Annotated in this window: 10 protein-coding genes; 3 read left to right on the top strand and 7 right to left on the bottom strand. The window is 48.7% G+C overall.

Going from position 1 to position 13,838, the window contains the following annotated elements; all coding sequences use genetic code 11:
- Positions 1-107 precede the first annotated feature (107 nt).
- The 3 genes from ABD880_RS00630 to ABD880_RS00620 form a co-directional block, all read right to left on the bottom strand.
- On the bottom strand, positions 108-2,615 hold the full coding sequence (locus ABD880_RS00630) for a TonB-dependent receptor domain-containing protein (protein ID WP_345161269.1): 2,508 nt from the start codon (positions 2,613-2,615) through the stop codon (positions 108-110).
- 324 nt (positions 2,616-2,939) lie between these two features.
- A complete protein-coding gene (locus ABD880_RS00625; protein WP_345161267.1) occupies positions 2,940-5,360 on the bottom strand; it encodes a M56 family metallopeptidase in 2,421 nt (806 codons plus the stop codon).
- A gap of 12 nt (positions 5,361-5,372) precedes the next feature.
- Entirely contained in the window at positions 5,373-5,738 is a 366-nt protein-coding gene (locus ABD880_RS00620; RefSeq protein WP_345161265.1) for a BlaI/MecI/CopY family transcriptional regulator, read from the bottom strand.
- A 358-nt stretch (positions 5,739-6,096) separates the two neighbouring features.
- On the opposite strand from ABD880_RS00620, the gene ABD880_RS00615 reads away from it, so the two are divergent.
- Positions 6,097-6,465 carry a hypothetical protein gene (locus ABD880_RS00615; RefSeq protein WP_345161263.1) on the top strand — a complete coding sequence of 123 codons (369 nt, stop codon included), beginning with the start codon at positions 6,097-6,099 and terminating at the stop codon, positions 6,463-6,465.
- Positions 6,466-6,523: 58 nt separating this feature from the next.
- Here ABD880_RS00615 and ABD880_RS00610 read toward each other — a convergent pair whose 3' ends face one another.
- From ABD880_RS00610 to ABD880_RS00600, 3 genes are all read right to left on the bottom strand, one after another.
- The gene (locus tag ABD880_RS00610; protein ID WP_345161261.1) at positions 6,524-6,775 is read right to left on the bottom strand and encodes a hypothetical protein; all 252 of its coding nucleotides are present in this window, start codon (positions 6,773-6,775) and stop codon (positions 6,524-6,526) included.
- 149 nt (positions 6,776-6,924) lie between these two features.
- Positions 6,925-9,348, bottom strand: a complete 2,424-nt coding sequence (locus ABD880_RS00605; protein ID WP_345161259.1) for an ABC transporter permease — start codon at positions 9,346-9,348, stop codon at positions 6,925-6,927.
- A gap of 39 nt (positions 9,349-9,387) precedes the next feature.
- Positions 9,388-10,074, bottom strand: coding sequence for an ABC transporter ATP-binding protein (locus tag ABD880_RS00600; protein WP_345161257.1), 687 nt, complete (start codon positions 10,072-10,074; stop codon positions 9,388-9,390).
- A 285-nt stretch (positions 10,075-10,359) separates the two neighbouring features.
- Here ABD880_RS00600 and ABD880_RS00595 point away from each other — a divergent pair, with 285 nt between their 5' ends.
- Together ABD880_RS00595 and ABD880_RS00590 are read left to right on the top strand one after the other, a co-directional pair.
- On the top strand, positions 10,360-11,715 hold the full coding sequence (locus ABD880_RS00595) for a sigma-54-dependent transcriptional regulator (RefSeq protein WP_345161255.1): 1,356 nt from the start codon (positions 10,360-10,362) through the stop codon (positions 11,713-11,715).
- A complete protein-coding gene (locus tag ABD880_RS00590; RefSeq protein ID WP_345161253.1) occupies positions 11,705-13,057 on the top strand; it encodes a sensor histidine kinase in 1,353 nt (450 codons plus the stop codon). The genes ABD880_RS00595 and ABD880_RS00590 overlap by 11 nt, the downstream gene beginning before the upstream one ends.
- Positions 13,058-13,114: 57 nt before the next feature.
- On the opposite strand, the gene ABD880_RS00585 is transcribed toward ABD880_RS00590, so the two are convergent.
- Positions 13,115-13,810: an outer membrane beta-barrel protein gene (locus ABD880_RS00585; protein ID WP_345161251.1), complete on the bottom strand. Its 696-nt coding sequence runs from the start codon at positions 13,808-13,810 to the stop codon at positions 13,115-13,117.
- Positions 13,811-13,838 lie beyond the last annotated feature (28 nt).

The raw sequence follows: 13,838 nt of genomic DNA, 5'->3' as shown, positions 1-13,838 counted from the left end.
TAGTTTGCCCTACCCACACACAAAAAAGCGTCCCTCTATTTTTAGCCTGGTTTCTAGAAACCAGGCCAAAAATGAAGGACGCCTTTCCCATTAAACCAAAATGATGTCTATGTTCTGTTCAGCTCGTCTGGGCTGGTAGTTTTGCGTTGTTCTACCTTCTGCCCTTTGCTGAACTTGTAGCGAAGCGTCACGCCCAATGTTCTCTGGTACAGGTACTGGTCAAAGTTGTTGATGTTCTGCCCAATGGTAGTGTCAAAGCGAAGGCGGTAGCTTCTGAAGATGTCGTTCACATTCAAACTCAGGTCCAGTTTCTTGTCCAGGAAGCTCTTCTTCAAACCTGCATGCACCCACCACATGGCGCCCACCTTGTACAAACCAGAAACCCCTGGTCCACGACCTGCGGCGTTCACTTCCAGTTGAATGCCCATAGGTAGCAGAATGTTGTGGCTTGACTGGAGCATGTACAGAAACTGAGAGTTGACAACACGTTGGTTGTTGTTATCAGAGTTCAACTGACCGTCTGTATTGGTGAAGAACGTGTACTCATTATAAGATAGCGTGAGCGTGTTGTTGGTGTCCCAGTTCTTCATGATTTTGATGGGCGTGATGGCCGTCATGCTCACGTTTTGCAAATCATCCACATTGCCAGTCGTATAAATTGTGGTGGCGTTCTCCACATCCAGGTAAGGCAACTCAGACATCACGTCCTTCACATACTGGTAGTTGAGCGTTACGATGTAATCCTTTCTGAACGTCTGTGTTATGCCCACGGCATGGGTGTATTGCGGGCGCAATTGAGGGTTTCCCGTGGTGTAGGTGAACGGGTCACGGTAACTGATGAATGGGTTTAGGTTGCCGTAATTGGGGCGCTGGATGCGGCGGCTGTAGTTGTAGCCAATTTGGTAGTTCTCACTTACTTTCTGTTGCACAAACAAAGTGGGGAACAGGTTAAAGTAGCTTCTTGAGTTCTCCTGGTTCATGGTAGGAGACTTTCCGGTAGACTCCGTTTTCTCGCCTCTTAACCCTGCCTGCACCTGAAACCTGTCCCCAAACTTGGTGCTGTAGGTCACATACCCTGCGTAAATATTTTCATCATAAATAAAGTGGTTGGTTCTGTTAGGATCTAGAACTAGCCCATTGTTGTTGAAGTAAAACCTGGAGTCATTGTCAGATACCACGCGGCTGGCTTTGGCGCCAATTTCCATCTTACTCAACTTGCTTAATGGCTTTGTGAAGTCAACCTTGCCGGAGTAGATGTCAAAGCCATTGTCGGTATCCGCGAACAGAAAATCTTGAACCGTAGGACGGCTTGCTTCGGTTAAATCTGTGTAGTAATTGTAGAAGTTGGAGGAACCGGCGTTAGAGATTTTCACGAAGTCAAAATCCGCTGACAATGTGGTTCCCAGCGTGTCTAACTTACCCTGATAATGCACATTATTGGTAGAGCTTCTGAAACGGTTGGTCAAGAAGTTATTGGCGTTGATGAACGTCTCAGGGTTTTGGCGGTCCAGACCCATGTAGGAGTCCGTGATGAAATCTACCCACACCGTATTCTGGTTGAAGCTGGTCAAGGCGCCTACGCTGTGCTTGTCATTGATGCTGTAGTCGGTGCCAATCCGGAAGGTGGGCGGGCCCTGGTTTTTGTGCTTTCCGTTGGCCGTCTGGTCGAAGTAGATTTTACCGCCCTCGGCGTCATACACACGCTCAAACGTGCCTTCGCGGTTACCAATGCGTTGCATCTGGTCAATGCTGGCGAAGGAGTTCCACTTGCCGGTCTTGAAGTTGATGTTGCCGCCCGTGGAGTAGCCGTGCTGTTTAAAGTTGGTGTTGTAGGTGCCGTACACGCTTCCGTTCAGGCCTTGTATCTCATTCTTCTTCAGGTTGATGTTGAGAATACCGGCCGTGCCCTCGGCGTCAAACTTAGAAGTGGGGTTGGCGATGATTTCAATGTTCTTGATGTTCTCCGCAGACATGCCTTCCAGCACCGTCCGTAAATCTGAAGGCGAAAGGTAGGTCAGCTTACCGTCCATCATCACGGTTACCCCGCCTCGGCCGTTCAGCTGGATGTTGCCGTCCTGGTCCACAAACACCCCCGGCGACTTAGCCAATACGTCATACGCCGTCCGGCCCGCGGCCAGTGCTGTGCCTTCAATGCTCACCACAATCTTATCGGCCTCCTGCGTAATGTTAGGCCGAAGCGCCTCTACCTTCACCTCTTTCAATTGCTTGGAAGAAGAAGCCATGCGCAGGCTCGGCACCGTCACCTCGGGCTTTTCTGCCGTGATGCTGACGCTTGGATAGGTCTTGGTTTGGTACCCTATGAAACTGAAAGCCAGAGAATAGTCCCCTACCGGCAAACCGTTGAACGCGTAGCGGCCTTTCTCATCGGTGATGGTGCCTCCCATAGACTGTGTGGTGCCTTTCTTAAGGAGGGCAACGGTGACAAATTCTAGAGGAGCCTGGGTGAGGGAGTCAGTGAGCGTACCGGAGATTTTCCCGGGACTGCTTTGAGCGGATGCAGTGGGCGCCGGGGAGGTGCCTTGAGCCTGTGCTTGCCCCAAAAGGAATAGGCAAAAGCAGAGCAGGCCCAGCAAAATGCGGGCTCTTTGTTTCATAGGAAATGTGTTAGAAGATGTAGAGGTTAGTTTGAAAGTATGCTCTAAGGACTTGGCAAAATCACAACAGTTGCATGGCTCCGTCCTAAAATTGAAAGATTTCTTATATTTTTTTTCGGGACCGATAGATGCATCTAAAAGCAAGCTGAGATAGGAATACGGAAGGCTTAAAATGCTTTAGAAATACCAATCAACAGCCTTTATAATGTGTTAGAGATTTTCTCTATTACTATAGCGCTGGCTCAATTTTTATAGAAACCGTTTTTGGCCTGCTTACTAGAAAACAGGCCAAAAACGATAATGGATTCAATAAATGGTGAAAGGCTATTCAGAGCGGGTTCTGCCTGCTCTCCTATATCCCATGATTTTCACGTTGATGTATTCGTCCAGCGACTTCAGGTTGTAGCCGTCTTTGCGGGCCTCTTTGATGAAGTCTCCTGTTACGCCATGAATCTTGGCTTCCACGGCTTTGTCAATGCTTAAATTCTTAAAGCCTTCTTTCTCCAAGCCCTGCAAAAAGTCTCCGTTCACGCCGTGTATCTTGGCATTGATGACCTGGTTAATAGACAGGTTTTTAAAACCATAGCTGTTCAAGGCTTTGATGGTAGAAGAGTTGACTCCGTGTATTTTGGCTTCGGTGATTTTGCTCAAGGTAAGGTTGCTGTAGCCGGCGTTACTTAAATCTTTGATGTAGTCTGCCGTTACGCCGTGAATCCGCATTTCAATGGCTTTGTCCAAAGTCAAATCGGCGCCGCCAATGGCTTTCAGCTCCTTGATTCGCTCGGTGGTCACGCCATGGATTTTCGCGCTGATGACCTTGTCCAATGACAGGTTGGTGTACCCAGCTTGCTTCAAGCCTTCCACGTAATGGCTGGACACGCCGTGGATTTTGGCTTCTATCATCTTCTTTAAAGACACGTCTTTGTAACCCAGCGCCTGCAGTTCTTTCACGTAGTTCTCCGTGATGCCATGGATTCTGGCCTCAATCACCTCATTGATAGATGGCTGAGAATTGTTGTGCTTTTTGAACAGGGAAACATAGGTTTTAAACTGGTCTATGGTCACGCCATGTATGGCCAACTCTTCCAGCTTTCTACCGCTCACCTCTCCGTAGGTAGATTTTAGGTAGCCTACGTATTCCTTGTTCACCTCACCTAAGAACAAGAAAAACAACAGGTTCTGGTTGGTGTCCTTGGTGTTGATGTCCTGCTTGTTCAGGTAAGAAACATACCCATTGTCTGGCGTGAAGGTGTATTTGCCTTGGCTTACTTCTTCATCCAATTTACCGTTGAATTGTAAGGTACCGGCTTCTTTAGTCAAAGTGAACACGTCTGCGCCATTCTTTTTGATGAGTCCTTTGTCAAAGCAACGGGACATGTTCCAGCTAGAAGTGTTTTGGTTACCCTTCAACTCCACGCAATACTGGGTGGCGGTAGTGTGACCGTACCAGTACCCCTGCGACATGTCCATTGACTTGCCATTGTTGTTGATAGAGGTATTGCCGTTTCTGAACCGTGGCTCCTGGCCTTTTTTAGCGGGAGCTGTGGTTTGTGGCTTGCCTTGAGCTATGGGTTTTACCACATGAGTCTCTTCTTTGGCAATGGGCGCAGGCAGAGGGGCTGCTTTAGGAGCAGGCGGCGCTGGTACTTGCGTATTGTCCACTACTTTTTCCTGGATAACCTCTTGCGGAATCTCACTCACCGTCAGGGAGGGCAATGGCAGGGTATTGCTGGTGGCAGGTTCGTTCAAGACCAACAGCGTCCCGAAGAAAAGCGGGGCCAGGAAGGCGTACTTCCAGAAGGCGTGCGGGGTGGATTTTTTAGCGTTCATCATACAAATTCGTTGCTTTAACAAGGACTGGTTATAGTTGGTAGTTATGCTCAAAGGTTTCTGAGGGCAGGCAATCTGCAAGAGGCTCATCTGGTAGATGTCGGGGCTTACCTGCTCCTGGCCCAGCAAAATAGCGTCTGTCTGGTACTCAATGTTCTTCTCAACTTCGCGCTTGTACAGCCAGGCCAGCGGGTTGAACCACAAGACCACCACGGCCAGTTCGGCGAGCAGCAAGTCCAGGGTGTGACCCAAACGCACGTGGATTTTCTCATGCGCTATGATTTGTTCATAGGTATCAAAATCATAGGAATCTGGGTGAATGAAGATGTACTTGAAGAAAGAGCAAGGCGCCTGCGGTTTGGCGGTGTTGATAATGACATAGTCCCCATCCTCTACCTTATCCTGGTTTTGATACACCTTCCAGAAGGTAGCCACCAGTTGGAACAGCAAGTTCAGGCAGAAGATGGCCACCCCGAAAGCATAGAACATCACCAGCCAAAAACCCCAGCTTCTGCCTTCAAACGCAGAGCGCTCTGCCTGCATGTTTGTTTTAATTTGTGACGATTCCTTCACCGCTGATACACTGGAAGCAGAAGGCTGTTCTGGGACATTGATTTGTGATGCGGGAGTAGAGGTAGACGCTGGCTCCTGAACCACAGAATTGTTTAACGGCGTACTGGCCACAGATGGGCTCACCTCCTGCCCCGTTTCTTTCTCCTGAAACAGAGACGAGACAATGCCTTGGTTCTTGACAAGTTGGGGCATGTTCACAAACGGAAACGCGAAGGCCAGTGCCAGACAGCACAGCAGGTAGAACCGGTTGGTGGCAAAGAAGCTTTCCTGCTGTAAAAACAGCTTGTAAAACAGGAAGCCCACGGCCATCACTAAGGAAACTTTCAAGAGATATTCCATCATGGCGCAAAAGGTTTAATTTGATTTCTTTGACTTAATCAATTGAATGAGTTCATCCAGCTCCTTGTCAGACAGGTTCTCTTCCTTGGCAAAGTGCGTGAGCATGTTGGCAAATGAATTCCCGAAGTACTTTTTCTTGATGCTGGCCACGTCCTGCTGGCGGTAGTCGGCTAGGAGAACCTTAGGGGTGTACTGAAAAGTGTTGCCCAGTTTCTCGGCTTGCAAAAAGCCCTTTTCGGTTAAGATTTTCACCATGGTGGCCACGGTGTTGTAGTGTGGTTTAGGTTCTGGCAAGCCGTCTATGATGTCCTTGATAAAGGCTTTCCCCAGTTGCCATACAACCTGCATAATCTGCTCTTCTCGTTTCCCTAATTTCTGCATAGTGGTAAAGTTTACACTAAACTACTAATTGATTAGGATAACTCCTAATATATTAGGAGAAAAACTACTCTATTAGGAGTGAATATTTTAATTTGATACCAAAAAAATGGCCTAGCGCTACAGGAAACGGTTTCCAGCCTTGTAAAAAAAATTTATTACTATCTATAAATAAGCAGGTTATGCCATTAACCTTATTGTCTTTATCTGGCATTAACCAGCGTCTGCCTTAAAATGGTGGAGCGATTTTACTTTTAAAGGCCACAATATTTGGTCCTTGCGGGTGGTTAGGTAAAATACGCTTTGACCATGAGCCCGAGCGGTTTCCTTTGTCAAAAGGAGAATACCCTTATATTGCAGGATGTTTGCGAACGAATTACGGTTAGGAAATCTGGTTTTGGAGGCTGGCAGGCCCGTGGCGATAGACGCGCCCCGCCTGATTGCCCTCCTTTCTGGTGAATCCGTATCCTTCGCTCCCATCCCCCTCACCCCAGATTGGCTCACCGGCGCCACCTACAATGACCTGGAGCATGAATTCACGTTTCCAGAGCTAAGCCAGTGGGCCTTGGACCCCGAGTACAACGAGATTGTGTTCAACGGCGGGTACATTGCCACCAGCGCGCCGGTAGAGTATGTGCACCAACTGCAGAACTTCTTCTTTGTGATGACCGGCCAGGAACTGCACTTGCCTTTAGAGAACTTCAACAGCACTGCCCAAACACAAGAGTAAATTCTTCGTTTTTGGCCTTTTTTCTAGAAAACAAGCCAAAAACGAAGAACAAGAAGTGTCAGCTGGCGTATTTCTCTGCCTCCTGCAAACCCACTGGTGTAAACCGGCAGTACATGTCCAGCGTATCTGACCGCTCCATCACCACCCATTTCTTCAGATCCAAATCCCTTATCTCCTGCTCCACCTCACCTAGTGACAAACCCGGCGTCTGCTTAGAGATTTCTACTGGATTGATTCTAGCCTCTAAAGGATTTCCGTGGCCGGTTGCCAAGGCATACAATGCTTTCAAGATTCTGCTTTCCTTTGCCATAGTCCATTTGTTTGGTAAGAACTGTTAGTCAATACTATAGCAGGTTTTACGAAGTTGAAATGCAAGCGGCCCATGCGTTTAACTATCTAAAAAGAAAGCGTCGTTTTTTGCCTGATTCTCGGAAAACAGGCAAAAAACGATTAGGTACATCAATCCATGCGCAGGTTTTTGACCGGGTTGGCCGTGGCCGCCTTCAGGGCCTGGAAGCTCACCGTCACAAAGGCCACCACACAGGCCAGGATACCAGCCACGAAGAAGACCCAGATGGGAATATCAATGCGGTAGGCAAAGTCCTTCAGCCAGACGTTCATGGCGTACCAAGCCACCGGGAACGCAAACACCGCCGCTAGTAATACCAGTTTCAGGAAGTCCTTGGCCAACAATGTGACAATAGAAGAAGTCTCAGCGCCCAGAATCTTACGGATGCCAATCTCTTTCTTGCGCCGCTCTGCCGCGTAGGCCGCCAATCCGAACAAGCCCAGACAGCCCACAAAGATGGCCATGCCCGTAAAAATCCAGAGCAGGGACTTCAGCTTGTCTTCGGCTTTGTACATGGCGGCAAAATTGTCATCCATGAACTTATATTCAATGGGGTATTCTGGCGAGAACTGATTCCAGACACTCTTCACGTGGTTAATGCCTGCCGTTACGTCGTTGCCTTTCAGCTTCACGGCTACCTTCCAGTTGGCCCCCGGGAAAATCTGCAACACCGTAGGGTCCATCTTATCAAACAAACTCTTGAAGTGAAAATCTTTCACCACACCAATCACAGTGCCTTTCTTGAGCGTGTCCTTGCCATCGGTCCACATCTTCCACTCCAGCTTTTGCCCCAAGGCTTGCTCAGGCGTGCCCAGTCCCAGTTCCTTCACGGCGGTTTCATTCAGCATGAAGGCTTGGTCTTTATCGGTGGGCATGTCTTTGGAGAACCCACGGCCAGCCACCAGTTTCAAGCCCAGCGTTTTAATGTAATCATGGTCCACCATCAACTGAGACACGCCATGGTGTTCCCGCTGGCCGTCTTTGATGACCTCAATGCCATCACCGGCGGTGGCATCTCCCGGAAAGCCGTAACCAATTGACGCGCTGGTTACTGCCGGTGATTTTGCCAGTTCGTTCTTGAAGGTCTCATAGTTTTGGAACATGTTGTTGCCGCGCATCGGGAAGAACATGATTTGGTCTTTGTTAAAGCCCAGGTCCTTGTTGTGAAGGAAGCTTACCTGTTGGTACACTACCAGCGCACAGATAATCAAGAAAATGGACAGCGAGAACTGCAGGACAATCAACCCATGACGTAACCACGGAATTTTACCCGGACCACCATCACTTACCACTGCGCCCTTTAAAACGTTCACCGGTTTAAAGCCCGATAACACCATGGCCGGATACAGGCCTGCCAATACGCCCACCACTAGCACCAAAGCCAGCAACATTCCTAGTAAGCCAGGGCTGGTGAACACGTTGAACGTCATCTCTTTTTCTGTGAAGTCATTGAGCGACGGCAAAAACAAGGAAGTAAGCGCGGCGGCCACAATCACGCTGATGAGGGTAATCAAGAGCGTCTCGGCCAGGAACTGGAACATCAACTGGGAGCGGCTGGCCCCAATGGTTTTGCGCACGCCCACCTCTTTGGCGCGTTGCAAAGACTTGGCCGTGGCCAGGTTCACGAAGTTAAAGCAGGCAATCAACAAGATAAAGACGGCAATGATGCTCAAGGCCTTCACGTAGGTGATGTTGCCTCTTAAGGCCTGGTCAAACTTAAACGCCGAAGAGTACAGGTGGACCTGTTGCAGAGACTGGAAATGCGGCAGGTAATCTTCGGGCTTGTTCGTCTCTGGGTCGCGTTGTCTTTTAGTGACAGCTCTAAACTTGGCCAGCAAAGCATCTGGGTTAGCGCCTTCTTTCAGTTTGATGTACGTGTAGAATTGTTGCCAGCCCCAGCTGCTCATGCGCTCCGCCGGAAAATTGAAGCGGGCCATGTTCCGGATAAAGTTCATAGGCAGATGAAACTTGGAGTTGCTTTCAAAAACGCCCTTCACCAGGAACGTCTCTTTGTCAATCATCACCTTCTTGCCCACTGGGTCTGTCTGACCAAACACCTTCTCTGAGAATTTGTCTGAGATGACCACCGAAGAAGGGTCATCTAAGGCTTTCTCTGGAGAGCCGTACACAAACGTCAGCGGAAACATGTCAAAGAAGGTGGGGTCTGCATCCAGGCCGCCTTTCTCATAAATGCGCTTGTCGCCTACCTCTACCAGGGCCTGTCCGTCCCATTGTTGCATGAGAATGCGGACCGTAGTTTCCACCTCCGGGAAACTCTCCTTTAAGGTAGTGCCAAACATAGGCGGCACGCTGGCAATCTGGTCGTTGGTTTCTTCCAGGTTGGCGTGGTTGTAAACGCGGTACACACGGTCCCCTTCGGGTATAAACTTGTCATACTGCAACTCATCATACACAAACAGCCCTATGAGCAGACAAGCGGTCAAGCCCAGTGCCAGGCCGGCAATGTTGGTGATGCTAAAGCCTTTGTGCCGAATAAGGCCTCTGTACGCGACTTTAAAGTAGTTCTTGAACATCTCTTCTAGTAGTATATTGTTCGTTCTTAGTATCTAGGATTAGGCTTGCGCGAGTACTTCTGAGGACAGGATGGCCTGACCGTCCATCATCCTGATGACGCGGTGGCTGTAGTGGGCGTCATGCTCTGAGTGGGTCACCATGATGATGGTGGTGCCTTGGGCGTTGAGTTCAGTAAGCAGTTCCATCACTTCATTACCGTTTGAGGAATCCAGGTTACCGGTGGGCTCATCTGCCAAAATTAAATGCGGGTTGTTGACTACGGCTCTGGCCACCGCCACGCGTTGCTGTTGCCCACCTGACAGTTGCTGAGGGTAATGGTTCTTGCGGTGCTTGATTTTCACTTTCTCCAAGACTTCCTCTACCCGCTTCTGACGCTCTGCGGGTTTCACGCCCATATAAATCAAAGGCAATTCTACATTTTCATACACCGTCAGTTCATCTATGAGGTTAAAGCTCTGGAAGACAAACCCGATGTTCTGCTTTCGGAGCGCCGACCGCTGGCGTTCATTTAAGCTGGTCACCTCGGTGCCATTAAACTGAAAACTGCCAGCGTCTGGCTCGTCCAGCAGGCCCAGCATGTTCAATAAGGTTGACTTGCCGCAACCAGATGGTCCCATCACGGCTACAAACTCGCCTTTCTTCACGGCAAAGGTCAGTTTGTTCAAGGCGGTGGTATGCATCTCGTCGGTGCGGTATACTTTCTCTAAATTAGAAATCTGTATCATAGGATGGTCTTTTGAGGGCTATGGTTAGACAGTTTGTGTTGTGGCTAATTCAACCGTAGTGTTTTTGTCTATGCCTTCTTAGTTGCAGACCGTGTGCCAAAACCCGTAATCCCTCATTTTCAACCACTTATACAAGTACCCACGTAAAGGTGCGTGCATTTTCGCGCCTCATGTGTGCGAATTCGCACGCGCGGATACTTTCCTTATCTTGGAATACTGCTCACAATCAGCGTCTTGGAACAATGGCATAATTGTAGTTTCTTGTAAGGTATAGCAAACAAGATTATGCAATTAAAGAAGGCTTCTGTTTTGGTGGTGGATGATGATCCAGATGTGTTGACGGCAGTCAAGTTACTCCTGCGGCCCATGGTGAAGGAAATTATCACCGAGAAAAACCCTGAGAACCTGCCAGCCTTACTTAGACAGCACACCTTTGACGCCATCTTGCTGGATATGAACTTTGTCTCCTCCATTAACACGGGCAACGAAGGGCTGTACTGGCTCAAGAAGATAAAGCAATTGGGCAGTGAGGCGGCCGTCATCATGATTACCGCCTACGGCGAGATTGACCTGGCCATCCGGTCGCTCAAGGAGGGCGCCTTTGATTTTGTGGTCAAGCCTTGGCTCAATGATAAGCTCTTGCAAACCATCCAAGACGGCATCAGTAATAAATCCGGTACGGCTTCTTCCTCTTCGTTGAAAGGCCCTGAAGTGATTGGTTCGGAGTTGCTGGGTGAATCTGAGGCCATGCAGGACATCTTCTACAAGATTAAGAAAGTAGCGCCCACTGATGCCAATATCCTAATCTTAGGCGAAAACGGAACTGGCAAAGAGCTTATCGCGAAAGCCATTCACCAACACTCCCTCCGCGCCGACAAACCGTTTGTGAAAGTGGACGTGGGTGCCTTGACTGAGTCCTTGTTTGAGAGCGAACTGTTCGGGCATAAGAAAGGCGCCTTCACCGATGCCCGAGATGACCGCGCGGGTCGGTTTGAGGCTGCGCATACCGGTACCATCTTCTTAGATGAGATTGGCAACATCTCTTTGCAACAGCAATCTAAATTACTGAGCGTTCTGCAAAACCGACAAATCATCCGGCTGGGTACCAATGAGCCCGTCAACATAGACGTGCGCCTGCTGTGTGCCACCAACGTGTCCTTGGCGCAGTTGGCTAGCGAGGCCCGCTTCAGGAAAGACTTAATCTACCGCATCAATACCGTTGAGATAGTGGTACCGCCTTTGCGCAAGCGCGGCAATGACATTGTGTTGCTGGCAAGGCACTTCGCCGAGTTCTATGCCAACAAGTACTTCAAGACCACGCAAGACTTTTCCAAAGCAGCGCTGGACAAACTCAAGAGCTATCATTTTCCGGGGAACGTGCGGGAGTTGCAGTATGCCATTGAACGCGCCGTGATTATGGCCGATGGTCCCGTGCTGGAAGCCAAAGACATGCTCTTCTCTCCTATTGAATCTGGGGTAATGGAAGAAAATGCGCCCGTGGAGACTAACCTGGAGGAGATAGAAAAAGCCACCATCATAAGCGTGCTGGAAAAGCACAACGGCGTGCTCACCAAGGCCGCCAAGGAACTGGGCATTACTCGCACCTCGCTCTACAGACGCTTAGGCAAGTATGACATTTAAGAATTTTGAAGGACGGTTGTTACTGCGGGTGGCATTTCTGTTGGTCACGCTTAGTTTGCCGGTGCCCGTAGTCCTAAAAGGCTGGTCAGAGTTGTTGGTGTTCCTGGTGCCCTTGGGCGCCTACCAGGTGTATGAACTGGTGCAGTTTTTAAAGCAGGCGCAGGAAGAACTGAAGCTGTTTCTGGAGGCGGTGCATTACCGCGATTTTTCCCGCTACTTTAGTGAGAAGCAGGCACCCGTGCAGTTACAGCAGCTGCGCAAGGGCTACAATGAAATCAACTCTACCTTTCTCACCATCAACCGCGAAAAAGAAACCCAGCACCAGTACTTGCAGAAAGTGCTGGAATTGGTAGAGACGGGTATCTTGTCGTATGATTTAGATACGGGCGAGGTCCTGATGATGAACGAGTCCTTCAAGAAACAACTGCACATTCCTTACCTAAAAACCATCCATTCGCTGGCTAAGCGGGACCAGGGCTTTTACGAGGCGGTGTATAGCCTGCAACCCGGTCAAACCAAGATTGCCGTAGCGCGCACCGTGAGTCTGGAGAAAGGCGATGTCAAAATGTTGCTCTCGGCCACGTCCTTTCAGAATGAAGGGGCACGCTATAAGTTAGTGGCCTTCCAGAACGTGCATGGGGCCTTAGATGAAAATGAGGCCGAAGCCTGGCAGAAGCTCTTGAACGTGATGACGCATGAGATTATGAACTCCATCGCGCCCATTTCCTCTTTGGCAGACACCCTTAAAAACCGACTGCAGGACACCAAAACCAACGGCGCCACTGCCCATGACTTAGAGGACCTGGAAGAAGGCATTACTACCATTAAGCACCGAAGCCTGGGTTTGCTGAAGTTCGCGGAGACGTACCGCAACCTGAGTAAAATCACCACGCTCAACTTGGAGAAGGTGCTACTCAAGGACCAGTTCTCTAACCTGCAGCGGCTTTTAGAACCTACCCTAGCCCAACGTGGCATTACCTTTAAGGTAGATTTAAAAGACCCTGCCCTTTCCCTCCAAGCCGATCCTAACTTACTAGACCAGGTGCTCATTAACCTGGTCATGAATGCCATGGAAGCCGTGAAAGAAAAGCCTCAGCCCACTATTACGCTCACCGGCTACGCCAACCCAGAAAAGAAAGTCATCATCAAGCTCACCGACAACGGCAACGGCATGTCTGAAGAAGTGCAGGAGAAGATTTTCATTCCGTTCTTCACCACCAAAAAGACCGGAAGCGGGATTGGCCTGAGTTTGTGCAAACAAATCGTTTTACTACACCGCGGCACCATTCAGGTACAATCTGTAGAAGGCATGGGTACCGCGTTTATCCTGCGGTTTGGATGAAAAAGGCTAGGCCCTAGAACACAAGCGGATACTTGCTCTATGCTTGAAGATATTACCTTAATTGAAGTTATAATTGAAACTTAATGACAATGAACCAATTAATCTTTCAAGCCACTGTTCTCCGTGTAAATCAAAATTTTGACTAGTAAGATTGCGCTTAAACAATAAAAACTCAACATTTCCATTCAACCGTCTTTGAACTCTGTAGTTTAGTCCAAAACCAGCATTTGCAAATAAATCCATTCCCTTATTGTGCTCATCGTAAAGGGTAGTGGTGACATTATTTTCTGTTGTCGTTTCACTAAAATGGCTGGAAATAAATGCAGGGGTAACTGCCGCTACTACATAAATGGGCATTTTTCTATTTGCATTAAGGAAGACAAACCTTCCTGTTACTGGTATGCCAAACCCTCTAGTACGTTCATAGTAATCATGGTAAACAGTCTGGCCGTTTCCATTAAGCGGGGTTCCATACGTTTGGCTTTCTCTAGTTCTCCTACCATAAGCAAGACCTAGTTGAACACTTGCTCTCCTACTAATCTTATAGCCGAAATGAATATCTATAGGAAGAAACTCCCCCGATAAAAACAGAGTCTTTTTTGGGCTATCATCATAAGATACTTGATATTGAAAATTAGGTAGCCCAACTCCAACATAGAACTTATAGTTACCAGTGTTGGCAGAATCCTGCTCTTGGGCTGAGGCTAAAAAAGAAATAATTAAGAATGATGCTAATAGACTAACATATTTCATATTGTATTTCTTTAGGTTATAAGCATAT

The organism is Nibribacter koreensis (assembly GCF_039541795.1).
Lineage (GTDB): Bacteria > Bacteroidota > Bacteroidia > Cytophagales > Hymenobacteraceae > Nibribacter > Nibribacter koreensis.
The sequence above is the reverse complement of the archived record's forward strand: the minus strand, read 5'-3'. Positions and strand labels throughout refer to the sequence as shown.